This window comes from Sphingobium lactosutens (assembly GCF_013393185.1).
In the GTDB taxonomy this organism is placed as follows: domain Bacteria; phylum Pseudomonadota; class Alphaproteobacteria; order Sphingomonadales; family Sphingomonadaceae; genus Sphingobium; species Sphingobium lactosutens_A.
In genome coordinates this window covers 21631-45129 of record NZ_QJQX01000035.1, presented here as the reverse complement: position 1 = coordinate 45129, position 23499 = coordinate 21631, and the positions used below count along the sequence as shown (strand labels likewise).

The following is a 23499-nucleotide window of genomic DNA, read 5'->3' as shown; positions in this document are numbered from 1 at the left end:
CAAGTTTTGCGACGGCGCCTGTGACGCCTCTTCTGGGTCCCGCCGCGCAATGAAAGGGAAAGGTGAAGACATGGCCAGGAGCAATGTCCCCGCGGTTCCGGCGCTGGGCGGTGAAGCCAGCCTCAACCGCTATCTGTCGGAAATTCGCAAGTTTCCGCTGCTCACCCCTGAGCAGGAATATATGCTGGCGAAGCGCTACGAGGAACATCAGGACCCCGAAGCCGCTGCGCAGCTCGTCACGTCGCACCTGCGGCTGGTGGCCAAGATCGCCATGGGCTATCGTGGCTACGGCCTGCCGGTCAGCGAACTGATCAGCGAAGGCAATATCGGCCTGATGCAGGGCGTGAAGAAGTTCGAGGCCGAACGCGGCTTCCGCCTGGCGACCTATGCCATGTGGTGGATTCGTGCATCGATCCAAGAATTCATCCTGCGCAGCTGGTCGCTCGTCAAGATGGGCACCACCGCGTCGCAGAAGAAGCTCTTCTTCAACCTGCGCCGGATGAAGAACAATATCGAGGCGTTCGAGGACGGCGATCTACGCCCGGAGGATGTGACCAAGATCGCGACCGATCTGGGCGTGTCCGAGGATGACGTCGTTTCCATGAACCGTCGCATGGCGATGGGCGGTGACACCTCGCTCAACGTGCCCATGCGCGAGGATGGTGACGGCCAGTGGCAGGACTGGTTGCAGGATAACGACCCGCTCCAGGATGAACGCGTTGCGGACGAACAGGAACGGACCCAGCGTCACGAAATGCTGGTCGAGGCGATGACCGATCTGAATGATCGCGAAAAGCATATCCTCGCCGAACGCCGCCTGGCCGAAGAGCCGAAGACATTGGAGGAACTCTCCCAGGTCTATGGCGTCAGCCGCGAACGCGTCCGCCAGATCGAGGTCCGCGCCTTCGAGAAGCTGCAAAAGGCGATGATGCGCATCGCCGGCGGCAGGCTGGAAAAGATGGCGCGCTTCGCCGCCGCCTGAACGGGCCAAACCCCGCAATGACGAAGCCCCGGAGCGATCCGGGGCTTTTTTGTTGCCGTCCTCGCGGGACAGAGATGGTTAAGGGGGTTGATCCAGGTCAGGGCGCGCGGCAAGGCCTTCGCCCCCTTCCCTTTCTACGGAATAAAAATGCAGAAATTTCTACAGGTTATTACAGTCATTATCGTCGGCGTCATCGTGATGTTCGGTGGCCGCTGGTATATGTATGTCGCGCACGGGGAGACCCCCTATGATGAAGTCGGCATCGCGCTGAACGGCTATATGCCCTCGCCGTTGCGGAGCTGGGGTTGTCACAAGATGCAGGCGCGTTTCGCCAATCAACTACCGCCTTATGGTTGCGCCGGCCCCGACGGTCGTAGCTGGCTTTGATCGCATGGGCAGCCACCCTTCCCTGGGGTGGCTGTCATCCCGTCGTCAGATCAACAGTTCCATGGCGAGACTACCCGCCCCATAGGCGCCCGCCTCCGCCACCGGCCGGAAGCCCTGCCGCCGCCAGAAGATGTCCGCGCCATTGACTGCGGTCAGCGCAACCCGACCGAAACCCGCCGTGCGCGCCTGATCCAGCACGAGGCCGACCGCTGCCTGCGCCGCACCGCTACCACGCGCTTCGGGCAGTAAGGCCAGGTCATGGAGATAATAATGGTCGGCCGGCGCCGGCAAAGACTCCAAAAGCCGGTCCAACGCAGGCTGCTGCGTGCCACGCCAGGGATGGCTGACGAGATAGCCCAGCGCCTCGCCCTCCCCCGCCAACAGGAAGCAACCCGCCGGATAGAGCGCCAGTCGCTCCGCATAGACCTCGGCCCGTTCGGTATAGCTGCCATGTATCGCGTCGGACATAGCGGCCACTGCGGCGACATCCTCCGTGCGCATCGGGCGCCAGCCGTTCATTCGTCTACATCCAGCGCCTTGCGGACCGCAGCCAGTATCTCGTCCGAGAGCGCCATATCCGCGACGCCGCGCGCCATCACCATCGCGCCGACCATTTGCGCCATGCGGGCCAGCGCGTCCTGCCGCGTCATGCCCGATGCGGACTGCTGCAATATCCCGGTCAGTTCCTCGAACCCCTGGCGAAACGCACCGCCCAGATCCCCGCCACGCCGCGCCGCGTCAGGGCCGAGCGCGATCAGCGCGCAACCTGTTTCCGGCGCATCGCGGTTGCGCGCGCTGAGATAATTGGCCGCGAGCGCCTTTGCAGCATCGCCTTCGCCTGCTTCGGCAACGACTTCCCTCCAGCGCGAAACGCTGCGGGCAAGCGATGCGGCGCAAGCTTCGGCAGCCAGTGCCTCCTTCGATTCGAACTGGTTGTAGAAGCCGCCATGGGTGAGGCCGCATTCGCGCATCACCTCACCAATGCCGACGCCCTCGACGCCGCGAGCGCGGAACAGGCGGGAGGCTGTATCCACGACCTTCTCGCGATTGCGCGCGGCTTGCTCGCGACTGACTTTCATAGCCTGCTTTCTAAAATTGGCCTCTTGACCTTATATATGATGACTATCATTTAACGCCAGTCCGATCGTCACCCAGAAGGGAAATTGATGCTGTCGACTGCTTTTGCCAGCCGCCTGTCCGCGCGCAACATCCATTATGGCTGGGCGGTGGTCGGCGCGACCTTCCTTACCATGCTGGTGGTCGCGGGGGCGGTCGGCGCGCCGGGCGTGTTCATCGTGCCGTTGCAGAAGGAGTTTGGCTGGAGCGCGGCCGACATCAGCGGCGCACTCGCCATTCGCTTCCTGCTGTTCGGCGGCATGGGGCCGTTTGCCGCCGCCTTCATGAACCGCTTCGGCGTGCGGCGGATGATGCTGATTTCGCTGTCGATCGTGATAGGCGGAATGCTGCTGTCACTGGGCATGACGCAGCTGTGGCAACTGGTGCTGCTCTGGGGCGTGGTGATCGGGATCGGCACGGGCCTAACCGCCATGGTGCTGGGCGCGACGGTCGCTACGCGCTGGTTCGGGCAGCGGCGCGGCCTCGTCATGGGGCTGCTGTCGGCCAGCACCGCCACGGGTCAGCTTGCCTTCCTGCCGCTACTCGCCGGCCTGACCGAATCGCATGGCTGGCGCACCGCACTGCTGCTGGTGTGTGGCGCGATCCTGCTGGCGGCGGTCGTCGTCATCCTGCTGATGCGCGACCGGCCATCCGATCTGGGCATTGCCCCTTATGGCGAGAATCAGGTGCAGCCCGCTCCGCCCCTGCCCGCGAGCTTCGGCGCGCTGCTTGTCATGCCGCTCGCCGTGTTGCGCGATGCGGCGCGCGTGCCGACCTTCTGGATCCTCTTCCTTTCCTTCTACATCTGCGGCGCCAGCACCAACGGGCTGGTGCAGACCCATTTCATATCGCTGTGCGGGGATTACGGGCTAGCGGCGGTCGGTGCAGCGTCGATGCTGGCGATGATGGGGCTGTTCGATTTCGGCGGCACGCTGGCATCGGGATGGCTGAGCGACCGGTTCGACAATCGCTGGCTCCTCTTCTGGTATTATGGGCTGCGCGGGCTGTCGCTGCTCTATCTGCCGTTCAGCGATTTCTCGCTCTACAGCCTGTCGATCTTCGCGGTCTTCTACGGCCTGGACTGGGTGGCAACGGTGCCGCCGACGGTCAAGCTGACCGCCCAGCGCTTCGGCCCGGAAAGGGCGAACATCGTCTTCGGCTGGATCTTCGCCGGACATCAGTTGGGCGCGGCCAGCGCGGCGCTGGGTGGTGGCCTGTCGCGGACGGTGTGGCAGAGTTATATGCCCGCCTTCATCGGCGCGGGCATACTCTGCCTGATCGGTGCGGGGATGGTGCTGCTCATCAATCGCGGGCAGCAGCAGCAACTCGCGACGGTGTGAAGCGCACGCTTGAACCGGAGAAGGCCGTCGCGCTAGCAGGGAGGCATGAACGCCAGACCTGCTTCGCCCCGCCGCCGATCCCGCTGGATCATGATTCCGATCAAGATCATCCTTGGCTTTGTCGCCTTGTCCTTGCTGATGGTCGCGATCTACCGCTTTGTGCCGCCGCCGGTGACATGGACTATGTTGCTGGACCCCAATGGCATCACCAAGGACTGGACCAGCCTGGACGAGATCGATCCCGACATGGCGCGCGCTGCCATCGCCGGGGAGGATGGCAAATTCTGCAGCCACCATGGCTTCGACGTAGACGCCATCGCCAAGGCGGCGATCCACAATGCCAGCGGCGGGCGCATCCGCGGCGGCTCCACCATCAGCCAGCAGACCGCGAAGAATGTCTTCCTGTTCCAGGGCGGCGGTTTTGTGCGCAAGGGGCTGGAGGCCTGGTTCACCGTGCTGATCGAGGCGATCTGGGGCAAGCGGCGGATCATGGAAGTCTATCTGAACGTCGCGGAGACGGGCATCGGCACCTATGGGGTGCAGGCGGGTGCGATCCGCTATTTCCACCATGGCGCCGGCAAGCTGACCCGCGCCGAAGCCGGCCGCATCGCCGCCGTCCTGCCCCTCCCCAAGAAGCGGGCCGCCGTGGCGCCCAGCGGCTTCACCCGCCGTTACGGCAATACGATCGCCGCGCGGATCGGCGTGGTGCAGCGGGACGGGCTGGACGCCTGCTTGAGATAAGGCGGCCCTTAACTTCGCACATTTCCCGCAGATTTTGACATAAAGTTACGGTCGCCCGATCCTATCGGAAAGTGCCGCAGCAAATATAGGTCGGTCCAAGCGAATAGGACAGTAAGCATGGAAAAAGGGCGGGGATTGCTCCCCGCCCTTTCCTGTTTGCGGTATCGATCGGCCTTAGAGCGTGCTGCGTTAAACCTGACGCGGGTCGCACGCTCTAACCTTTTGTTGTCGCATCGTTTTAAGCGGAAAACCGGTTCCCACTTTTCCGCACGATGCTTTAGAAGCCGATGATCAGCGAGGCGCTGATCGCGCGCGGCGAACCGAAGTTCACGAAAGCCGACGAAGAGCTGGCCAGCGTGTCCAGACCGCCGCTGAACGAGCCGACATAGAATTTGTCGAACAGATTGCTGACGTTCAGCTGGATCGCGCCCTTTTCCATGCCGAGGCTGGCGAGCGAGTAGCGCAGGTCGAGATCGACAACGGTGTAGGCACCGAACTTCGCACCAGGCGCGATCAGCTTGGTGACGCCCGTGCTGGTCGTCGCGGTCTGAACTTCACCGTTGATGTCGTTCATGTAGCGCGAGCTGGTCTTCTTGGCCTGAACACCCAGGGTGAAGTCACCCAGATTGCCCTGCAGACGACCACCGAACAGATATTTTGGAGCGCTACGTTCACGCTTGCCAGCCGTGCGAAGGTAGGCAACGCCATCCTGCACATAGCAAAGGCCGGCGAGCTGGATATCGCTGTCGAGAGCGCAGCTACCCGTCACGGCGTCGTTCTGGATTTCCGACTTGATGTACGATCCGAACAGATAGGCGGTCACTTCCTTGATCGGCGTGTAGGAAATGCTGCCGTCGAGGCCATACTTCTTCACCGGACCCAGGTTGGTGTCAGTGCCGTTGCCGTCAATGTCATAGGCGGTGACAAGGCGGTTCTTATACTTCGAGTACCAGCCGGTCAGAGCAGCCTGAACCGTCGAAGACGTGTAGCGAACGCTGGCGTCGAAGCTGTCCGAGGTCTCCGCGACACGATAAGCCGAGTCACTGTCCGCCGGGAAGACGAACGCATTGTACAGTGCGTCGGTGCTCGGAACCGAGATATTCTTCGCATAGCTACCGGCAATGCTGATTTCCGGCGTGATCTTGAAGGTTGCACCAACGTTAGGCAGGAACTTGTCGTACTTCAGCTTGCGCTCCTGCGGCAGCGCCGATCCGGTCGCACGTCCCGTGGTAGCGTTATAGCTGTAAGGATGCGTCGCGATGTAAGCAGCCTGCTGATCTTCAGGCACGCAATTGACGAAACCGCCCGAACTGGTGGTGAAGCAGTTCTGATCCAATTCGCGCTTGAAGAACGGCAGACGCCCGCCCAGCAGCACGGTCAGCTTGTCTTCGAAGAACTGACCGCGATATTCGCCGGCGATCTGGTTCAGTTCGGCAATCGACTTGCGATCGCGCTTCTGGAGCGCGTTGCCCGCTGCGTCAGTCACTGGATCGTTGATCGGGAACACGTCGAGCGGCGTGCCTCCCAGGTCGAGGAAGCCAGCATAACCGGTCTGGCGGTGACGGGCGCGATCATAGCTGTACGACAGACGGACGCGGTTGCTGTCATTGATCTCGTAAGCAAGGTTCGCGATACCCACCCAGCGACGGGTATTGGTCTGGCTCGGCTGCACCAATGTGACGCGGCCGAGAACACCGTCGCCGTTCAAATCGCGGCCGAAGTAGAAGCTGCCATTATAATTGCCGGTCCCGCGGAAGCCGGTGGAATCCGTGAAGAAAGTTTCATTGGCGCTGGTGGTACCACCACCATTGGCCTTCACCCACTGATAAGCGCCGTCTACCGAGAAGGTCAGACGCTCGGTCAGCGTGAACCTGGAGTTCAGGCGGACATTGCCCGTATTGGAGGGGTTAAAGCGACGCTCAAAATCCGTGCCGCAAGCATTGGGAGTGCTGGTCTGGCTGACATTGCAGGGATAGCCGCCCGCGATGTCATAGAAGCGGCCCTTCTTATCACCGGTGAAAGCGTTGGCGCGCAGCGGCGAACCGCCGAAATTGTTGCGGTTCTGGTTATAGTGACCGGCAAGCGAGATGAAGTCGCCATCGTCGCCGATATCCTGCCAGATCTTGGCATTATATTGTTGCTTCGACACCTTGCCGTAGTTGGCGAAGGCCGCGTCGTTCTTCAGGCGCGAGGCGGAAATCCAGGCCTTGGTGCCATGGCCGGTCAGATCGCCGGTGTTGACGACGCCGAACATGCGGAAGTAGGGGCGATCGCCCGAGCCGTCGGCAATGATGTTGCCGTAGCTGGCGCTTGCAAGCACGCCATATTCGTCGCTCGGTTCCAGGGTCTTGATGTTGACGGTGCCGCCAACCGCAGCAGCGGTCGGGCTGTCGACGTCGGTCGAACCCAGGTTGACGTTGACGTTCTCGATCAGCTCGGCGTCAACTTGCTGGTTGGTGTAAACCGCATAGTTGCCCGAGTCATTGAGCGGAATGCCGTCGAAAGTCTGCGAGATACGATCGGAGCTGAAGCCGCGGATGGTGAAGTTACCGCCCGACGAACCCCAGGGATCGTTATTCGTGAAGCTGACGCCCGGCACCAGGTTGATGATTTCGTTGATCGTCTGACCGGGGCGCTGCGCCTGGATGATTTCCTGACCCAGCACGACTTTCGCCTTCGGCGAATCGGGGATTTTGACGCCGCCGACGCCATTGTCGATCCGCGCACCAGTGACGATGATGCTGTCTTCGAAGTCCGACGAACCGGTCGACTGCGCAAGCGCAGCACTCGGAATGGCGACCGCGAGAATCGCGGCGCTGCCCATTAGAAACTGTTTCATGTGACCCTTGTCCCTTTTCAAAGGTGGCGATCGCGCCCTGAATGTCCTGCTCTTTCAAGCCGGTGCCGCCTGTGGCGGCCTCTGGCGACGCCCCTGTGATGCTCTGATTGCAATTTTGTTACAATGCACCGCAATGATCGGCACATTCCTCGCCTGGCCCCAGCCGAGGCCCGGCCAGGCGCTACCCCTTTGGAGGTAATATATTGAATTTTAATGACGAATTAGGGGTACGCCATCATAGTTTGACAGTGGTGCAATTATGCAACGCAACGGGAATTTTTGTGCGCCGCACCCAAGGCATGACAAAAGGGCCGGCGATTGCTCGCCGGCCCTTTCAAATTCGACTCAAAAACTGATCGGAATCAGGCGGCGTCTTCGGCCCGCTTCTTATTCTCGCTGAACACGCGAATCGGTTCCTTGGTCCCGGCAACGACATCCTTGTCGACCACCACCTCGCCGACGCCTTCCATGGAAGGCAGGTCGAACATGGTGTCGAGCAGGATCGCTTCGAGAATGGACCGCAGCCCGCGTGCGCCGGTCTTGCGCTCGATCGCCTTCTTGGCAATCGCCGTCAGCGCGTCATCGGTGAAGCTGAGTTCGACATTTTCCATGTCGAACAGCTTGCCATATTGCTTCACCAGCGCGTTCTTCGGTTCGACCAGGATCTTGACCAGAGCGGTCACGTCCAGATCCTCCAGCGTCGCGATCACCGGCAGACGGCCAACAAATTCGGGGATCAGGCCGAACTTGAGTAGATCTTCCGGCTCGCTCTGACGCAGCAGTTCGCCGGTCTTGCGCTCTTCGGGCGCCGCGACATGGGCGCCGAAACCGATCGACTTGGCCTCCAAACGGTCGCCGATGATCTTTTCCAGACCCGCGAACGCGCCGCCACAGATGAACAGGATGTTGGTCGTGTCGACCTGAAGAAATTCCTGCTGCGGATGCTTGCGGCCACCCTGCGGCGGAACCGAGGCGGTGGTGCCTTCCATCAGCTTGAGCAGCGCCTGCTGCACGCCTTCTCCCGACACGTCGCGGGTAATGGAGGGATTCTCCGCCTTGCGGCTGATCTTGTCGATTTCGTCGATATAGACGATGCCGCGCTGCGCCTTTTCGACATTATAGTCGGACGCCTGGAGCAGCTTGAGAATGATATTCTCGACATCCTCACCGACATAGCCGGCCTCGGTCAGCGTGGTCGCGTCGGCCATGGTGAAAGGCACGTCGAAGGTCTTGGCGAGCGTCTGCGCCAGCAGCGTCTTGCCGCAGCCGGTCGGGCCAACGAGCAGGATGTTCGACTTGGCCAGTTCGACCTCGCCCGGCTTGGAGCCGTGGTTGAGGCGCTTGTAGTGATTGTGGACCGCGACCGACAAGACGCGCTTGGCGCGGCTCTGGCCGATGACATAATCGTCGAGGACATCGCAGATTTCCTGCGGGGTCGGCACGCCGCCATCCTTCTTGCCGACGAGACCGCCCTTGGTCTCCTCGCGGATGATGTCGTTGCACAGTTCCACGCATTCGTCGCAGATGAACACGGTCGGTCCTGCGATCAGCTTGCGCACCTCATGCTGCGACTTCCCGCAGAAGGAGCAGTAAAGCGTGCTTTTCGAATCCGAACCGGTAAGCTTAGTCATTCGCCATTCTCTCTTCCCCCCCGGCCAATCGATACCAGAACCACGTCCGGCGAGGGATTTTCTGGTCCAAAGGCCATCCTAGCCCGCGGTGCGCCCGTTCCACAAGGGGAGAAAGTGGGGCACCGCGGTAAAGATAGTCTTTAGGCGTCGGTTGTTTCCGCAGCGGCCGGGCGGCGATCGAACACTTCGTCGACCAGACCGAACGCCTTGGCTTCGTCCGCTTCCAGGAAGGTGTCGCGATCCATCGCCTTCTCGACCTCTTCCAGCGACTTGCCGGTGTATTTCACATAAAGATCGTTCAGGCGGCGACGAATCCGAAGAATTTCCTTGGCCTGGATCTCGATGTCGGACGCCATGCCCTGCGCGCCGCCCGACGGCTGATGCACCATGATGCGCGAATTGCTGAGCGCGATGCGCTTGCCCGGCTCGCCTGCGGCCAGCAGGAAACTGCCCATCGACGCAGCCTGGCCGATGCACACGGTGCCGACCTGCGGACGGATATATTTCATCGTGTCATGGATGGCCATGCCGGCCGTCACCACGCCGCCGGGCGAGTTGATGTACATCCAGATGTCCTTCTTCGGATTTTCCGATTCGAGGAACAGGAGCTGGGCAACGATCAGCGAGGCCATATGGTCCTCGACCTGGCCGGTCACGAAGATGATCCGCTCGCGCAGAAGCCGCGAGAAAATGTCGAAGCTGCGCTCGCCGCGGTTCGACTGCTCGATGACGATGGGGACCAGAGCGGCCATGGGATCGGTCATGATATCGGTCATTGTGCTCTTTCAGAGTTGTTGCTTTTGCCCGGCCCCTACATCGGCACAAATGGCGAATGGTTCAAGGGGCTTGCCGATCAGGGGCGCGGATCAGCGGTGAAGGGCGAAATCCGAAGGCGCGCGGAAGGCCAGATAGGCCAGCCGCCGCACCTCCCGCCGACCGCGCACGACCGTATCCAGGATAAGGCCGCACATCATCGACAGGGTGGCGAGGATCATCAGGCCCGTGACCAGGATAGCGGTCGGGAAGCGCGGCACCAGGCCGGTCTGGAGATAGGTGACGATGAGCGGCGCCGCCAGCCCCAGCCCCAGTGCCGTCAGCAAGGCCGCGATGATGCCGAAGAACAGCACCGGCCGCTCGATGCGATACAGGGTGATGATGGTGCGCAGGATGCGGAAGCCGTCGCGATAAGTGCTGAGCTTGCTGACCGATCCTTCGGGCCGGGCGCCATAAGCGGTCATCACTTCGGACACCGGCATGGCCAATTCGAGCGCATGGACGCTGATCTCCGTCTCGATCTCGAACCCGGCGGACAGGACCGGGAAGCTCTTGACGAAGCGGCGGGAAAAGACGCGATAGCCCGAAAGAATGTCGGTGAAGCTGCGGCCGAACAGCTGCTTCAAAAGGCTGGTGAGCGCCCAGTTGCCAAAGCGGTGCCCGCGGCGATAGGCGGCCTCCACCTCGTCGCGGCGGCAACCCACGACCATGTCGAGATTATCCTCCAGCATGGCGGCGACCATCTTCGGCGCGGCGGCGGCCTCATAGGTCGCGTCGCCATCGGCCATGATGTAGATGTCGGCGTCTACGTCGGCGAACATGCGGCGCACGACATGGCCCTTGCCCTGCTGGCGCACGCGGCGGACGATCGCGCCCGCCTTTGCGGCCAGTTCGGGGCTGCCGTCGCTGCTGTTATTGTCGAAGACATAGATGTCGGCGGTCGGCAGCGCGCGACGAAAATCCTCCACCGTCTGCACGATCGCCCCCGCTTCATTATAGCAGGGCAGGATCACCGCGATGCGCGGCCCCGCCAGAGCCGGCTCCCTATCCACGCTATCGCCGGTCACGGGTGGAAATTCCTTCATCGTCGCAAACTCGTCCCTGCCGCTGATGCCGTCTGCATGGGACATCATGATTAACATTCCCTCTGCCATGCCACCTGCATAATGAAAAGCGCCCGCGCTTCCCAAGGAAGCCGGGCGCTCGTCATAGCCGGTCAGGCGGCCTTATTCGGCCTTGGCGGCAGCCTTCTTGGGAGCAGCCTTCTTCTTGGGCTTCTCTTCAGCGGCAGCGTCTTCAGCGACGGCCTCGTCCTTCTTGGCGGCAGCCTTCTTGGCGGCCGGCTTCTTGGCAGGCGCTTCCTCGGCAGCCGGAGCAGCTTCGGCTTCGGCTTCCGCCTCGGCGGGTTCGGCAGCCTTCTTCTTGGGGGCAGCCTTCTTCGCCTTGGGCTTTTCGTCATGATGGTCATGACCGCAGCCCGGACCATGGACGTGGGGCTTCAGGTCACCGTCTTCGGCTTCGATCGCGGCTTCCAGCTCTTCGCGGGTCACGGCGCGGTCGGTGATTTCGGCCTTGTCGAACAGGAAGTCGACGACCTTGTCCTCATAGAGCGGCGCGCGCAGCTGAGCGGCGGCCATCGGATCCTGGCGCACATACTGCACGAAGCGCTCGCGGTCCTGCGGGCTGTACTGCTGCGCAGCCTGCATGATCAGGCGGTTCATTTCCTGATCCGAGACGGTCACGCCGTTGGCCTGGCCGATTTCCGAGAGCAGCAGGCCGAGGCGGACGCGACGCACGGCGATGGCGCGATAGTCTTCCTTCTCGGCTTCCATTTCCTTGAGAGCCGCTTCGGGATCTTCCTCATGGCCGGCTTCATGCTGAAGCTGCGCCCAGATCTGCTCGAATTCGGCTTCCACCATGCTCGGCGGAACGTCGAAGTCGTGCGAGGCAGCGAGCTGGTCGAGCAGCTTGCGCTTCATGTGGGTGCGGGTCAGGCCGTTATGTTCCTGCTCGATCTGCCCCTTGAGCAGCTCGTTCAGCTTTTCCAGGCTTTCCAAACCCAGCGACTTGGCGAAGTCGTCGTCGAGCTTGGGCTTGTCGCCGTCCAGCACAGACTTGACGGTGACGTCGAAGGTCGCGGCCTTGCCGGCCAGATGCTCGGCGCCATAATCTTCGGGGAAAGTGACCTCGATGGTCTTTTCCTCGCCCTTCTTCACGCCGGTCAGCTGTTCTTCGAAACCGGGGATGAACTGGCCCGAACCGATCTTCAGGCGGATGTCCTGGGCGCTGCCGCCCTCGAACGCTTCACCATCGACCTTGCCGACGAAATCGATCACCAGCGTGTCGCCCTCGGCGGCCTTGTGGCTGGCGGCCTGCTCTTCGAGCGCGCCCTGCTGGGTGGCGATGCGACCGGCGGCTTCGGCGACCTTTTCGTCGGCGACTTCCACGGTCAGGCGTTCCAGCTTCAGGCCGTCAACGCTCGGCGCCGCGATTTCGGGCAGCACTTCGAGCGCGACCTTGACTTCCGCGTCCTTGCCGAACTCGAAATTCTCGTCCAGCTCGACCGACGGCTGCATCGCAGGACGCAGCTTCTGGTCGGCGATCAGCTTTTGAATGCTGTCCTGGATCGAATTGTTGAGCGCGTCGCGCTGCAGCGATTCCCCGTGCATCTTCTTCACGAGATTCGCGGGCACCTTACCGGGGCGGAAGCCGGGCATGCGGACCTGCGGTGCGATCGCAGCCACTTCCTTTTCCACGCGGGCGTCGATGTCCTTCGACGTGATGGTCACGGTGTAGGCGCGCTTCAGGCCCTCGTTCAACGTCTCGACAGTCTGCATCTCTTCTCTCAAACGCTTTCTTCAGCTGAATTTCGGTGGCTTGGCCGCAGGCGGCGCTCTGGTGCGGGCGAAGGGACTCGAACCCCCACATCTTACGATACCAGAACCTAAATCTGGCGCGTCTACCAGTTTCGCCACGCCCGCATCGGTCGCCGGTCGGCGCGGCATAGAGAAAAGCGCACGCAGAGGCAAGGGATAGTGGCGTCGAGCGCGGAACCCGTCGTGCAGGCCAAGCGTAGCCTGTCTGTAAGTCAAAGGAGAGACAGTGATGGCCACCCGCCCAGACACAGCGCCCGACGGCGTTCCCCCGCCCGACAGGATCGAGCCGCAATCACCGGATGAGATGCCCGCCCCCGCGCCGCCCGTCGAAACGCCAATGACCGAGCCGGACGAAATCACCCCGGTCGGTCCGGATTATGACCAGCCTGACAACGCGCCCACGGAGCTTCCTCCACCCGTCTGAGCAACGAAGCGTCTGCGGACTGTGGCTTATCCACAATAAATTTGCCCGCCGCAGGAAGATTTTGGTTGATCGCTAAAAATATGACCGCCCGACGGCTGGACAGCCCCCTGCATCCATGATTGAGTATGACAAATATAAGAAATGCAGGGAGAGGCGCGGCTGACAAATAAGGGGGTCAACGTGCTAAGGGTTCGCGCCAAGCTGGAATGGTTCAAGACGGTCATCCTGCCACAGGAAGCAGCCCTGCGCGGCCGGCTTCGCAGGATACTTCCTTCTACCCACGAACTGGACGACATGGTCGCCGAGGTCATGGCCCGCGCCTATGCCACGGATAACTGGGAAAATGTGACCACCGGCCGGGCCTACCTCTTCACGATCGCCCGCAACCTCGTCATCGACACCGCCCGCCGCAACAAGGTGGTGAGCTTCGAGACGATAGCAGACCTCGAATTGCTGGGCGGCGAGAATAATATCGAGGCCCAGCTCCACGCCCGCGAAGCGCTGCGCCAGGTCGAGACGATCGTCGAGTCGCTGCCCCCGCAATGCCGCCGCGTCTTCATTCTTCGCCGCATCCATGAAAAATCGATGTTGGAAATAGCGGAGGAAATGTCGCTGTCCGTTTCTACAGTTGAAAAACATCTGGCCAAAGCAATCGCAATAGTTATGCGAGCCTGGGCGGAACGTGAGGAAACGGACTTCGAACGTGCAGGCGTCGGGACCAGAGTCAAGCAGCGGGAACAGGGACGCGATAGAAGCGGAAGCCGCGCGCCTGCTGGCCAGGCTTAACAGCGCCCCTACCCCCCAAGACGAAGCCGACATCTGCGAATGGATCGAGGCCGATCCACGCCACGCCGTAGCCTTCGCCCGCGCCGAAGCCGCATGGGAAGCCGCCGAGCGCCTCAAGAGCGCCGCCGCGGACATCACGCTGCCGCCGCTTCAGGCAATCGTCAGCGAAGAGCAGCAGCGCCGCCTGTCGCGCAACATCATGGTGGCCGCTGCCGTCGCGGTGATGCTGTTCGTCGTTGCAGCGATCGTCACCGTCCGCACTTTCAGCGGCGTTGAACGCTACCAGACGGAGATCGGCCAGATGCGCGACATCGCGCTGGACGACGGCTCCACCCTGCATCTCAACAGCGACAGCGAGGCGGAAGTCCGCTTCACCGACAATGGCCGGAAGGTACGCATCCTGAAGGGCGAAGCGTCCTTCGATGTCGCCCATGACCCCGAACGCCCCTTCGATGTCGAGGCGCGCGCCGCGCTTATCCGGGCGGTCGGCACGGCCTTCAACGTGCGGATGCGCCCATCGATGATCGAACTGACCGTCACCCACGGCACCGTCACGGTCCATTCGGGCAACAGCGTTCAGCAGCGAGTCAGCGCAGGCAGCGGCGCCGTTATCCAGCCGCGCAGCATCGCCCTGACCCATCTTGGCCCCAAGCTGATCGACCAGCGCACCGCATGGCGCGAGCAGATGGTCGAACTGGACGGCGAAACGATAGAGCAGGCAGCGGGCGAGTTCAATCGCTACCGCGCCACGCCGATCCTGATCGGGGATACGCGGGTGTCGTCGCTGCGGATCGGCGGCCGCTTCCGCACTACCGACAGCCAAGAATTCCTGTCCGCGCTGCAACTCAGCCTGCCGATCCGCGTGGTGAATGGAGAAGATGGGTCGGTCATGTTGCTGTACCGCGATGAAGTGCCGTCCGAAGCAAGCAACGGCGCAGCAAACTGAATCAGCCCAGCAACTCGCGCACCAGTTCGGGGACCAGTTTGCTGGCCGGTCCCATCCGGCTTTCCTCGAAATAGAAGCTGCCGGCCGACGGATCGAGATTGAGTTCCAGCGTGCGCGCGCCGACATGGCGGGCGGTCTGAACGAAGCCCGCCGCCGGATAGACCGCGCCGGATGTGCCAATCGACACGAACAGGTCGGCGTCGCGCAACGCAGCGTCGATCCGGTCCATCTCATAGGGCATTTCGCCGAAGAAGACGATGTCGGGCCGAAGCGACGGGCGCGCGCAGCCACCACATACCGACTGCGGCGGCAGCGGATCGGCCCAGGCAACCGCCTTGCCGCAGTCCGCGCACAGCGCCGACCTGAGTTCCCCATGCATGTGCAGCAATCGCCTTGCCCCGGCGCGTTCATGCAGATCATCGACATTCTGCGTGACGATCAGCAGATCGCCATCCCATGCTCGATCGAGCGCCGCCAGCGCTTCATGCGCGGCGTTCGGATGAACCTCAGCCAGTTTTGCGCGACGCTCATCATAGAAGCGATGAACCAGTTCCGCGTGTCGTGCGAGGGCTTCGGGCGTGCAGACATCCTCCACCCGATGCCCTTCCCATAGCCCGTCGGGACCGCGAAAGGTGGCGAGGCCGGATTCGGCGGAAATGCCGGCGCCGGTCAGCATGACGATGTTGCGGATATCCTTGATCATGCGCTTACCGTAACGGCGGCGCCGATGCTTCGCCAGCCTCAGGCCGCGAGTTTGCGCGCCCGTTCCCGCCATGCTTCGGCAAGCGCATCCATGGCGGCGAGCGCCCGCACGGCGTCCGGGTCCGCCTTGTGCCCGCCGCCGATCAGCAGACGGAACACCCGCGCGATCGGCCATCCGGGCAACGGGCGGTCCAGCAATTCCATGCACATCCCGGCCTCCGCCTCCCCTTCGCGGATGACGCGGAAATAGATGCCGCAGCGCCCCGTCTTCACGATCGTCGCCATGATGTCGCGCGCGCCGAAGCGGTGGTCGAGCTTCCAGCAAGGCTGGCGACCATGGCTGACCTCGACGATCGCGCTACCCAGAGAAAAGCGGTCGCCCAGGCAAAGATCGTCCTCGGTCATGCCGCGCGTGGCGATATTCTCGCCAAAGGCGCCGGGCGCGTCAAGCAAGGGCTGGCCGGGCTTGCGCTCTTTCCACCAGTCATAATGATCCTGCGGATAGAGATGGATAGCCTTGTCCCAGCCGCCATGATGAATGCGATCGGCCACGGCATTGCCTTCAAACCCGTCCCATGTGATCCGCACCGGTCCCTGGACCGGCGCCTTTGCAATGGCGCTGTAGTCGTCGCCGCAAAACGGTACCGGCGTGCCGACCAGCAGCGCGTCGATGGTCATATGAGGTCTGTTCATGCCTCCTCATGCCATGACTGCGTCCGCGACGCGATGGCCGATCCGCCGACAATGGCGTCAGGCGTTGCTGAGTTCTGACCCCAGCTTCAGCACTTCGCCGCCAGTGTCGGCCCTGATGAGATAGGCAGGGTCCTGCGGCGACCCGTTGCGACGAATCAGTGATCCTTCGATCGTGCGCTCGACACGGCGATCGAATCGTTCGGCAACACGTCCTCGGCCGACGCCCTGCCCCCAATTCCACTTGACCCGTGTTCCCTTACGGAATGTATCGGTCATCAGGGCGTCCTCTCCTCGCTGGGGCAACCGCGCCGGCCGTTCCTCGACCATGCGAAGGCAGAATTCCCAAGCCCCTGACTGGTTCCCTTGGGTTTTTACTCCTCTTGGGCTAAGGGGCGCCGATGGATGCATCCGGCCTTCGTATCGCCCTGTTCAGCGGCAATTATAATTATGTTCGGGATGGCGCGAACCAGGCGCTCAATCGTTTCGTCTCCTATCTGCTGAAGCAGGGAGCGACGGTGCGGGTTTATTCGCCGACCACCGACACCCCGGCCTTCGAACCCGCCGGCGAGTTAGTCAGCGCCCCTTCCTTCGCCGTTCCGGGGCGCAAGGAATATCGGGTTCCCTATAGCCTGTCGCCGACTTTGCGCCGCGATCTCAAAACCTTCCAGCCCAATCTCGTCCATGTCGCCAGTCCGGACCCGCTTGGCCACCGCGCCGTTAGCTGGGCGCGCGCCCATGGCCTGCCGACAGTCGCATCGGTGCACACACGGTTCGAAACCTATCCGCGCTATTATGGCCTCGCCTTTCTGGAACCGCTGATCGAATCGCTGCTCCGCCGCTTCTATCGCCGCTGCGACGCGATCGTCGCGCCGTCCGAATCGATGGCGCAGCTGCTGCGCGAACAGCGGATGAGCTATGATGTGGGCATCTGGACCCGTGGCATCGACAGGGAGATATTCAATCCCGATCGTCGCGACCTTGGCTGGCGCCAGTCCCTTGGCATCGAAGACGACGTGCCCGCCATAGGCTTTATCGGACGGCTGGTCATGGAAAAGGGGCTGGACGTCTTTTCCGATACGATCGACCGGCTCGCCGAACGCGGCGTGCAGCACAAGGTGCTGGTGGTGGGCGAAGGCCCGGCGCGCGAATGGTTCCAGAACCGCCTGCCGCAGGCGGTCTTCACCGGCTTCCAGAAAGGGCCGGACCTCGGCCGCGCGGTCGCCAGCATGGACATGCTGTTCAATCCTTCGGTTACGGAAACCTTTGGCAATGTGACGCTGGAGGCGATGGCCTGCGGCCTGCCGACCGTCGCGGCGCGCGCCACCGGAAGCGAGAGCCTGGTCACGCAGGGCGTCACCGGCCGCCTGATCCGCCCCGGCGCGATCGGCGACTTTGCCGACGCGCTGCAATATTATTGCGAGGATTCGGTGGCCCGGACAGCCGCCGGCCAGGCAGCTCAGGCGCGCGCCGAACGCAATGGCTGGGACCAGGTCAACCAGGCGCTGGTCGACACCTATTTGCGCGTCATCCGCCAGCGAGCGCAGGGACTGTCGCCACGGTCCAGCCCTGTTCCCTGATCGACCATCTCTCCCTATATCGGTCGCAATGGCCGACCTTTTCGCTTCCGATGACATTGCCGCCGACACGGCGGACACCGCCCCCCTCGCCGACCAGTTGCGCCCCCGCACGCTGAGCGATGTCGTGGGGCAGGAACATCTGACCGGCCCGGATGGCGCGATCGGGCGAATGGTGGCGGCCGGGCGCCTGTCCTCGATCATCTTCTGGGGGCCGCCGGGCACCGGCAAGACCACGATTTCGCGCCTGCTCGCCGATGCGGTGGGGATGCGGTTCGAGCCGATTTCCGCCGTCTTTTCCGGCGTCGCCGACCTCAAGAAAGTCTTTGCCGCCGCCAGTGAGCATGGCCGTCGAGGCGAGAAGACGCTGCTTTTCGTGGACGAGATCCATCGCTTCAACCGCGCGCAGCAGGACAGTTTCCTGCCGTTCGTCGAGGATGGCACCGTCACGCTGGTCGGTGCGACCACGGAAAATCCGAGTTTCGAGCTTAACGCGGCGCTGCTGTCGCGGGCGCAGGTGCTGATCCTGCGGCGCCTGGATGCCACCGCGCTGGAGCAGTTGCTGGAACGGGCCGAACAGTTGATGGACCGCCCCCTGCCCCTCGACGCTGCCGCGCGCGAGGCGTTGCTGGCGAGCGCGGACGGCGATGGCCGCTTTCTGCTCAATCAGGTAGAGACGCTCTATTCGATCGATATCCCCGAGCCGCTCGATCCGGCGGGCCTGTCGGCGCTGCTGCATCGCCGTGTCGCGGTTTATGACAAGGACCGGGAGGGGCATTACAACCTCATTTCCGCCCTGCACAAATCGCTGCGCGGGTCCGACCCGCAGGCAGCGCTCTATTATATGGCGCGGATGCTGACGGCGGGCGAGGAGCCGCTCTATGTGCTGCGCCGCCTCGTCCGCTTTGCCACCGAGGATATCGGGCTGGCCGATCCACAGGCGGTGGTCCAGTGCCTCGCCGCCAAGGACGCCTATGAGTTTCTGGGATCGCCGGAGGGCGAACTGGCGATCGTGCAGGCCTGCCTCTATTGCGCGACCGCGCCCAAGTCGAACGCCGGCTATATGGCGATGAAGGCGTCGTTCAAATCGGCGCGCGACACCGGGTCGCTGATGCCGCCTATGAACATCGTCAACGCCCCCACCAAGCTGATGAAGCAGGTCGGCTACGGCAAGGGCTATCAATATGACCACGATGCGGATCAGGGCTTTTCCGGCGCCAATTACTGGCCAGAGGAGATGACGCCGCAGACCTTCTACAGCCCCACCGATCGCGGGTTCGAGGCACGGATCGCCGAACGCATCGCCTATTGGGACAAGTTGCGGGCGGAGCGCGGCCCGGCGTGACGCCCCGTTTCGCGCGCTTCGCCGCGATCGACTGGTCGGGGGCCAAGGGCGCGCGGCACAAGGGGATCGCCGTCGCCCTGTGCGAGGCTGGCGAGGCGGCGCCGCAATTGATCCCGGCGCCCGATGGCATCTGGTCGCGGCAGGCGGTGGCGGACTGGTTGCTGGACAAGGCAGCGGAAGCACCGACGCTGTTCGGTTTCGATTTCAGCTTTGCGCCGCCCTTCGTGGCGCGGGGCGCGTATCTGCCCGGCGATGCCGTGCCGGAGGACGCCCCCGCCTTCTGGGCCTATGTCGATACGATCTGCGCGGATATCGACCTGGGCGCGGCCAGCCTGCTGGAGGTCGCCCATCGCCGCCATTTCTACTTCGGCAAGGCCGATGGAGAGAAGGCCGACTTCATGCACAATCGCGCCTGCGAAGCCCATTATAATGCGGTCGGCGGTGGAAAACCATCCACCGTCTATGACGCGATCGGCGCGGCGCAGGTCGCCAAGGCCAGCTTTGCGGGAATGCGCCTGCTGCACCATGTGCGACGCCATGTGCCGGTCTGGCCTTTCGATCCGTTGCCTTCCGCGGGCTCGCTGGTGGTCGAAATCTACACGAGCATCGCCGCCCGCGCCGCCGGCCGCCCCAAGGGCCGCACCAAGATGCGCGATCCGGTCGCTCTCAATGATGCCTTGACGAATCTGGGATCCGAAAGGCACGTCGATACCATGCCGGACGACCATGGCGCGGACGCCATCGTGACCGCCGCCTGGATGCGAAACGCCGCGCTTTGCCCGGACCTGTGGGCACCCACGGACCTGACACCGCAAATAGCGCGAACTGAGGGCTGGACCTTCGGCGTGATCTGATAGTAAGGGCGTCGCACTCGAAACGGTGCGCCGGATTAGCACAGCGGTAGTGCAGCGGTTTTGTAAACCGAAGGTCGGGGGTTCGATCCCCTCATCCGGCACCATTTCCAGCCAGAAATGCCTGCCCCAAATGCAAAATGGGGGCCGGCATTTCTGCCGGTCCCCACTTCCGTCAGGTCTATCGATCCGCTTCCTTTTCAGGATGCGATCATCGGCCCGGCGTATCCTTCGCACCATCCTCTGAAAGAGGCGTTGCTCCGGCTTGCATCGGGTTTTGGCCAAGGGCCGCCATCCCGTTGCTTGTCGTCTGTCCCCGATCCCCGACGTTCACTTTCGCGCGTACCCGGTAGCGGCTTCAAACGATCCATTCGTCAGCTCCAGCTCCGTTCTTGCGAACATTGCCTGCCGGCGAACTAGCGATACGATTTAAATGCCTGATTTCTCATCCATTTGCAGAAGCGGATTGCTCCGTTTCCATCGTCTCGATAATGAGATCGTCTCACCATCTGCGAGTCGTTCCAAGCGAAATCGGACAGTTTCGTGACAGATTTTTTCGCAAATCTGTGGATAACTTTGTGGATAAGGTTCAGGCGCCGGGTTCCCAGTCCGGCGGCGCCAGCGTAAATCCTGCAAAATCAAAGCCCGGCGTGACCGTGCAACTGACCAGCGCCCATCCCCCCTGCGGTACGGCAGCCTGCCAGTGATGCGCGGGCACCCAACCCTGCGGCATCTGCCCGGCCAATATGTCCGGCCCCAGCAGCAAATCCCGTGACTCCACCCCTCCTTGCGCTGCGATCGACAGGATCAGCGGCGCGCCCGCGTGCCAGAACCAATGTTCGTCGGCATCCACCCTGTGCCAGTGCGATCGTTCATGCGTTTCCAGCAGGAAAAGGATCGCCGTCCCGCCTGCCCGCTCACCCGGTGCAGCGGCGGCGCGCCACGTCTCCCTGTACCAGCCGCCTTCGGGATGGGGCGCCAGTTCCAGCGCCGCGATCAGCGCCTTCGCATCCCGCTCATCGTTCGCGCGCATCATTTCGCCTCAAATTTTATTTCTCCGGAAACAACGACTTAGATTGTTGCCGTAGGTTCATGCAACTTCGATCAATAAGTGCGGGTTCTAGCGACAAATCACGCTATCTGGAGGAGAAATTCATGCGTAAAGCCCTGCTCGCCCTGGCCGCCGTTTCGCTGGCCATTCCGGTATCGCTGGCCGTGCCGACCGACGGCGCCCAGGCCCGCAAACATTATCGTTACAAGGAATGGCGTGGCCGCGACGGCCGCACCTATTGCCGCAAGTCGAACGGCACCACCGGCATGATCGTCGGCGGCGTCGGCGGTGCGCTGGCTGGCCGTGCGATAGACACGCGCGGCGACCGCGCCACCGGCACCATCCTGGGTGCGGCGGGCGGCGCGCTGCTCGGCAAGGCGATCGACAGCAAGCGCACCTGCCGCTGATCGGTCTAGCCGTCGCCGCCCCTTGCGCGGCGTCGGCTCCCTAACCAACGGATCTTATGCCCGCGGGGCATGAAAAAGGGACGGCATCCCGTCGGATGCCGTCCCTAAATCCTGTCAGCGCCGAAAGCTTATTCCGAAGCGGCGCCGCGCGCGTCTTCGACCTTGAACGCGACCGGCTGGCCACCCGACACGCCCGAAACCTTGCCGTTCTTGACGGCCAGGTTGAAGGCGACGGCGTCGGGGAAACGACGGCCCGAAATCAGCTTGCCGTTCTTCGTGTCCTTCACCTGATAGACATAGGTGTAGCCTTCATGGGTGAAACGCTCCTTGGGAGCGGCTTCCTCGGCCTGGACGGCGGTGGCGGCGATGGCGCTCAGGGCGCCGGCGACAATGAACTTGGACAGCATTCGCATGGGTAAACTCCTTGTGAATGCCGATCAAACACCTCTGTTCTTTATTCTTGTTCTGTTGCCGCCGTCATATGGGGCACTGCGACAAAGCGACAATCGCAAAAAATGACCGCCCGATTGCATCATGTGCAACCGCGTCCCACTGATCCAATTAAGCCTTTGACATAGCGACGATATGGTCGAACTGCGCCTTGGTCAGTGGGGCGACGGAAAGACGTGACTGGCGCAACATGACCATGTCGGCGAGCGCCGAATCGGCCTTCATGGCCTTCAGCGTCACCGGCTTTTCGAGCCTTTCGTGCGGCGCGACATGGACCGCGATCCACTTGCTGCTGTCGTCCGTGCTGTCGGGCGCGGCTTCCTCGACGATCTTCATGATGCCGACCGCCTCGACGCCGATATTGCTGTGATAGAAGAACGCAAGGTCGCCCTTGCGCATCGCTTTCATATGCCCCTGCGCCGCATGGTTCCGCACACCGTCCCATTCGGCCTTCCCCTTTTTGACCAGGTCGTCATAGGAAAAGACGTCGGGTTCCGATTTCATCAGCCAATAGTTCATTTTGCCTTCTTGCAACAGCGGTCTGGCGCGATCAAGGATGCGGCTATGCGCGGGCGGCCGCATATGGGTGGCGCCCCCTTTTTCGAGATCTGGAGAATAAAAGTGTCGCAAACGATACTGGAACAGGTGCCCGTCCTGTCCATGGCGGAGATGCCCAAGGCAGACTTCGCTCAGGCTTTCGGCGAATCCTTCCAGCGCTTCGGCTTCGCCATGGTGAAGGACCATGGCATGGATCAGACGCTGGTCGACAATGGCTGGGCGCTGGCGCGCGATTTCTTCGCCCTGCCGGACGATGTGAAGCGCGCCTATGACGCCAAGTTCAACGGCGGCCAGCGCGGCTACACCGCCTTCGGCGTCGAGATCGCCAAGGGCGCGAGCGAGAATGACCTAAAGGAATTCTGGCATGTCGGCCGCGACCTGCCCGAAGGCGATCCGCTCGCCGACACCATGCCGCCCAATATCTGGCCTGCCGAAATGCCGGAGTTCAAGCCGGTCTTCGCGAAACTGTATCGCGAATTCGATCGCGTCGGCGCGGAATTGCTGTCGGCGATCGCCCTCTATCTCGGCCTGCCCGAGCGCTGGTTCGACGGTCCGGTCGAGAATGGCAATTCGATCCTGCGCCTGCTCCACTATCCGCCAGTGTCACCGCAAGCACCCGGCATCCGCGCAGGCGCGCATGAGGATATCAACCTGATCACCCTGCTGCTGGGCGCGGAGGAAGGCGGGCTGGAACTGAAGGACCGGAACGGCAACTGGCTGCCGGTCGTGCCGCCGCCGGGCGCGCTGGCGATCAATGTCGGCGATATGTTGCAGCGGCTGACCAACCATGTGCTGCCCTCGACCAGCCATCGCGTGGTCAATCCGCCGCCGGAACGGCGCGGCCATTCGCGCTATTCGATGCCGTTTTTCCTGCATCTGCGCCCCGATTTCATGATCGACGCGCTGCCGCAATGCGTGACCGACGAGAACCCGCGTCGCGAAGCGCCGATCAGCGCGCACGACTATCTGACCGAGCGGCTGATCGAGATCGGGCTGATCAAGAAGGGATGAGGTTGGGGTTCGAGC

At 62.6% G+C, this 23499-nt stretch carries 25 protein-coding genes and 2 tRNA genes; 13 read left to right on the top strand and 14 right to left on the bottom strand.

Going from position 1 to position 23499, the window contains the following annotated elements; translation table 11 throughout:
- Window positions 1-70: 70 nt before the first annotated feature.
- Both rpoH and DM806_RS05835 read left to right on the top strand, forming a co-directional pair.
- Window positions 71-982: an RNA polymerase sigma factor RpoH gene (rpoH, locus tag DM806_RS05840; RefSeq protein WP_179042289.1), complete on the top strand. Its 912-nt coding sequence runs from the start codon at window positions 71-73 to the stop codon at window positions 980-982.
- Between the two features lie 147 nt (window positions 983-1129).
- Window positions 1130-1369 carry a hypothetical protein gene (locus DM806_RS05835; RefSeq protein WP_179042288.1) on the top strand — a complete coding sequence of 80 codons (240 nt, stop codon included), beginning with the start codon at window positions 1130-1132 and terminating at the stop codon, window positions 1367-1369.
- A gap of 45 nt (window positions 1370-1414) precedes the next feature.
- Here DM806_RS05835 and DM806_RS05830 read toward each other — a convergent pair whose 3' ends face one another.
- Window positions 1415-1888: a GNAT family N-acetyltransferase gene (locus DM806_RS05830; protein WP_179042287.1), complete on the bottom strand. Its 474-nt coding sequence runs from the start codon at window positions 1886-1888 to the stop codon at window positions 1415-1417.
- A complete protein-coding gene (locus tag DM806_RS05825; RefSeq protein ID WP_179042286.1) occupies window positions 1885-2448 on the bottom strand; it encodes a TetR/AcrR family transcriptional regulator in 564 nt (187 codons plus the stop codon). Before DM806_RS05825 ends, DM806_RS05830 begins: the two co-directional genes overlap by 4 nt.
- Window positions 2449-2535: 87 nt before the next feature.
- On the opposite strand from DM806_RS05825, the gene DM806_RS05820 reads away from it, so the two are divergent.
- The gene (locus DM806_RS05820) at window positions 2536-3825 is read left to right on the top strand and encodes an MFS transporter (protein ID WP_179042285.1); all 1290 of its coding nucleotides are present in this window, start codon (window positions 2536-2538) and stop codon (window positions 3823-3825) included.
- Between the two features lie 45 nt (window positions 3826-3870).
- A complete protein-coding gene (gene mtgA, locus DM806_RS05815) occupies window positions 3871-4566 on the top strand; it encodes a monofunctional biosynthetic peptidoglycan transglycosylase (RefSeq protein WP_179042284.1) in 696 nt (231 codons plus the stop codon).
- Window positions 4567-4843: 277 nt separating this feature from the next.
- On the opposite strand, the gene DM806_RS05810 is transcribed toward mtgA, so the two are convergent.
- From DM806_RS05810 to DM806_RS05785, 6 genes are all read right to left on the bottom strand, one after another.
- Window positions 4844-7405, bottom strand: a complete 2562-nt coding sequence (locus DM806_RS05810; RefSeq protein WP_179042283.1) for a TonB-dependent receptor — start codon at window positions 7403-7405, stop codon at window positions 4844-4846.
- A gap of 362 nt (window positions 7406-7767) precedes the next feature.
- A complete protein-coding gene (gene clpX, locus DM806_RS05805) occupies window positions 7768-9036 on the bottom strand; it encodes an ATP-dependent Clp protease ATP-binding subunit ClpX (RefSeq protein ID WP_179042282.1) in 1269 nt (422 codons plus the stop codon).
- 140 nt (window positions 9037-9176) lie between these two features.
- Window positions 9177-9812, bottom strand: a complete 636-nt coding sequence (gene clpP, locus DM806_RS05800; RefSeq protein ID WP_179042281.1) for an ATP-dependent Clp endopeptidase proteolytic subunit ClpP — start codon at window positions 9810-9812, stop codon at window positions 9177-9179.
- Window positions 9813-9902: 90 nt separating this feature from the next.
- Window positions 9903-10895 carry a glycosyltransferase family 2 protein gene (locus DM806_RS05795; RefSeq protein ID WP_179042392.1) on the bottom strand — a complete coding sequence of 331 codons (993 nt, stop codon included), beginning with the start codon at window positions 10893-10895 and terminating at the stop codon, window positions 9903-9905.
- 141 nt (window positions 10896-11036) lie between these two features.
- A complete protein-coding gene (tig, locus tag DM806_RS05790) occupies window positions 11037-12647 on the bottom strand; it encodes a trigger factor (RefSeq protein ID WP_179042280.1) in 1611 nt (536 codons plus the stop codon).
- 59 nt (window positions 12648-12706) lie between these two features.
- Window positions 12707-12791: transfer RNA gene (locus tag DM806_RS05785), tRNA-Leu, on the bottom strand.
- 124 nt (window positions 12792-12915) lie between these two features.
- On the opposite strand from DM806_RS05785, the gene DM806_RS05780 reads away from it, so the two are divergent.
- From DM806_RS05780 to DM806_RS05770, 3 genes are all read left to right on the top strand, one after another.
- Window positions 12916-13110 (top strand): hypothetical protein, encoded by a 195-nt coding sequence (locus DM806_RS05780; protein ID WP_179042279.1) that lies wholly within the window; start codon window positions 12916-12918, stop codon window positions 13108-13110.
- A 180-nt stretch (window positions 13111-13290) separates the two neighbouring features.
- On the top strand, window positions 13291-13896 hold the full coding sequence (locus DM806_RS05775; RefSeq protein WP_179042391.1) for an RNA polymerase sigma factor: 606 nt from the start codon (window positions 13291-13293) through the stop codon (window positions 13894-13896).
- Window positions 13814-14842 carry a FecR family protein gene (locus DM806_RS05770; RefSeq protein WP_179042278.1) on the top strand — a complete coding sequence of 343 codons (1029 nt, stop codon included), beginning with the start codon at window positions 13814-13816 and terminating at the stop codon, window positions 14840-14842. Before DM806_RS05775 ends, DM806_RS05770 begins: the two co-directional genes overlap by 83 nt.
- Before the next feature lies 1 nt (window position 14843).
- Here the strand turns inward: DM806_RS05770 and DM806_RS05765 are convergent, their stop codons facing one another.
- From DM806_RS05765 to DM806_RS05755, 3 genes are read right to left on the bottom strand one after another with little or no spacing between them, the layout of a single operon-like run.
- Window positions 14844-15545, bottom strand: coding sequence for an NAD-dependent deacylase (locus DM806_RS05765; protein WP_179042277.1), 702 nt, complete (start codon window positions 15543-15545; stop codon window positions 14844-14846).
- Between the two features lie 38 nt (window positions 15546-15583).
- Window positions 15584-16237, bottom strand: a complete 654-nt coding sequence (locus DM806_RS05760) for an MOSC domain-containing protein (protein ID WP_179042276.1) — start codon at window positions 16235-16237, stop codon at window positions 15584-15586.
- Window positions 16238-16294: 57 nt separating this feature from the next.
- Entirely contained in the window at window positions 16295-16513 is a 219-nt protein-coding gene (locus tag DM806_RS05755; RefSeq protein ID WP_179042275.1) for a DUF2945 domain-containing protein, read from the bottom strand.
- 122 nt (window positions 16514-16635) lie between these two features.
- On the opposite strand from DM806_RS05755, the gene DM806_RS05750 reads away from it, so the two are divergent.
- The 4 genes from DM806_RS05750 to DM806_RS05735 all read left to right on the top strand — a co-directional run bounded on the left by DM806_RS05750 (window position 16636) and on the right by DM806_RS05735 (window position 20114).
- A complete protein-coding gene (locus DM806_RS05750) occupies window positions 16636-17814 on the top strand; it encodes a glycosyltransferase family 4 protein (protein WP_179042274.1) in 1179 nt (392 codons plus the stop codon).
- Between the two features lie 28 nt (window positions 17815-17842).
- Window positions 17843-19156: a replication-associated recombination protein A gene (locus DM806_RS05745; protein ID WP_179042273.1), complete on the top strand. Its 1314-nt coding sequence runs from the start codon at window positions 17843-17845 to the stop codon at window positions 19154-19156.
- Window positions 19153-20010: a hypothetical protein gene (locus tag DM806_RS05740; protein ID WP_179042272.1), complete on the top strand. Its 858-nt coding sequence runs from the start codon at window positions 19153-19155 to the stop codon at window positions 20008-20010. The genes DM806_RS05745 and DM806_RS05740 overlap by 4 nt, the downstream gene beginning before the upstream one ends.
- Before the next feature lie 29 nt (window positions 20011-20039).
- Window positions 20040-20114: transfer RNA gene (locus DM806_RS05735), tRNA-Thr, on the top strand.
- Between the two features lie 482 nt (window positions 20115-20596).
- On the opposite strand, the gene DM806_RS05730 is transcribed toward DM806_RS05735, so the two are convergent.
- On the bottom strand, window positions 20597-21040 hold the full coding sequence (locus DM806_RS05730) for a cupin domain-containing protein (protein ID WP_179042271.1): 444 nt from the start codon (window positions 21038-21040) through the stop codon (window positions 20597-20599).
- Between the two features lie 122 nt (window positions 21041-21162).
- On the opposite strand from DM806_RS05730, the gene DM806_RS05725 reads away from it, so the two are divergent.
- Entirely contained in the window at window positions 21163-21465 is a 303-nt protein-coding gene (locus DM806_RS05725) for a glycine zipper 2TM domain-containing protein (RefSeq protein WP_179042270.1), read from the top strand.
- A 128-nt stretch (window positions 21466-21593) separates the two neighbouring features.
- Here the strand turns inward: DM806_RS05725 and DM806_RS05720 are convergent, their stop codons facing one another.
- Together DM806_RS05720 and DM806_RS05715 are read right to left on the bottom strand one after the other, a co-directional pair.
- Complete coding sequence (locus tag DM806_RS05720; RefSeq protein WP_179042390.1) at window positions 21594-21872, bottom strand: hypothetical protein; 279 nt, start codon at window positions 21870-21872, stop codon at window positions 21594-21596.
- Between the two features lie 154 nt (window positions 21873-22026).
- A complete protein-coding gene (locus tag DM806_RS05715) occupies window positions 22027-22434 on the bottom strand; it encodes an EVE domain-containing protein (RefSeq protein WP_179042269.1) in 408 nt (135 codons plus the stop codon).
- A gap of 102 nt (window positions 22435-22536) precedes the next feature.
- On the opposite strand from DM806_RS05715, the gene DM806_RS05710 reads away from it, so the two are divergent.
- Window positions 22537-23484, top strand: a complete 948-nt coding sequence (locus tag DM806_RS05710) for an isopenicillin N synthase family dioxygenase (RefSeq protein WP_179042268.1) — start codon at window positions 22537-22539, stop codon at window positions 23482-23484.
- Window positions 23485-23499 lie beyond the last annotated feature (15 nt).

Bases quoted from the DNA above. Each gene is read 5' to 3' on its own strand.
- rpoH (WP_179042289.1), top strand. From the start codon at position 71: ATGGCCAGGAGCAATGTCCCCGCGGTTCCGGCGCTGGGCGGTGAAGCC.
- DM806_RS05835 (WP_179042288.1), top strand. From the start codon at position 1,130: ATGCAGAAATTTCTACAGGTTATTACAGTCATTATCGTCGGCGTCATC.
- DM806_RS05830 (WP_179042287.1), bottom strand. From the start codon at position 1,888: ATGAACGGCTGGCGCCCGATGCGCACGGAGGATGTCGCCGCAGTGGCC.
- DM806_RS05825 (WP_179042286.1), bottom strand. From the start codon at position 2,448: ATGAAAGTCAGTCGCGAGCAAGCCGCGCGCAATCGCGAGAAGGTCGTG.
- DM806_RS05820 (WP_179042285.1), top strand. From the start codon at position 2,536: ATGCTGTCGACTGCTTTTGCCAGCCGCCTGTCCGCGCGCAACATCCAT.
- mtgA (WP_179042284.1), top strand. From the start codon at position 3,871: ATGAACGCCAGACCTGCTTCGCCCCGCCGCCGATCCCGCTGGATCATG.
- DM806_RS05810 (WP_179042283.1), bottom strand. From the start codon at position 7,405: ATGAAACAGTTTCTAATGGGCAGCGCCGCGATTCTCGCGGTCGCCATT.
- clpX (WP_179042282.1), bottom strand. From the start codon at position 9,036: ATGACTAAGCTTACCGGTTCGGATTCGAAAAGCACGCTTTACTGCTCC.
- clpP (WP_179042281.1), bottom strand. From the start codon at position 9,812: ATGACCGATATCATGACCGATCCCATGGCCGCTCTGGTCCCCATCGTC.
- DM806_RS05795 (WP_179042392.1), bottom strand. From the start codon at position 10,895: ATGAAGGAATTTCCACCCGTGACCGGCGATAGCGTGGATAGGGAGCCG.
- tig (WP_179042280.1), bottom strand. From the start codon at position 12,647: ATGCAGACTGTCGAGACGTTGAACGAGGGCCTGAAGCGCGCCTACACC.
- DM806_RS05780 (WP_179042279.1), top strand. From the start codon at position 12,916: ATGGCCACCCGCCCAGACACAGCGCCCGACGGCGTTCCCCCGCCCGAC.
- DM806_RS05765 (WP_179042277.1), bottom strand. From the start codon at position 15,545: ATGATCAAGGATATCCGCAACATCGTCATGCTGACCGGCGCCGGCATT.
- DM806_RS05760 (WP_179042276.1), bottom strand. From the start codon at position 16,237: ATGAACAGACCTCATATGACCATCGACGCGCTGCTGGTCGGCACGCCG.
- DM806_RS05755 (WP_179042275.1), bottom strand. From the start codon at position 16,513: ATGACCGATACATTCCGTAAGGGAACACGGGTCAAGTGGAATTGGGGG.
- DM806_RS05750 (WP_179042274.1), top strand. From the start codon at position 16,636: ATGGATGCATCCGGCCTTCGTATCGCCCTGTTCAGCGGCAATTATAAT.
- DM806_RS05745 (WP_179042273.1), top strand. From the start codon at position 17,843: ATGGCCGACCTTTTCGCTTCCGATGACATTGCCGCCGACACGGCGGAC.
- DM806_RS05730 (WP_179042271.1), bottom strand. From the start codon at position 21,040: ATGCGCGCGAACGATGAGCGGGATGCGAAGGCGCTGATCGCGGCGCTG.
- DM806_RS05725 (WP_179042270.1), top strand. From the start codon at position 21,163: ATGCGTAAAGCCCTGCTCGCCCTGGCCGCCGTTTCGCTGGCCATTCCG.
- DM806_RS05720 (WP_179042390.1), bottom strand. From the start codon at position 21,872: ATGCTGTCCAAGTTCATTGTCGCCGGCGCCCTGAGCGCCATCGCCGCC.
- DM806_RS05715 (WP_179042269.1), bottom strand. From the start codon at position 22,434: ATGAACTATTGGCTGATGAAATCGGAACCCGACGTCTTTTCCTATGAC.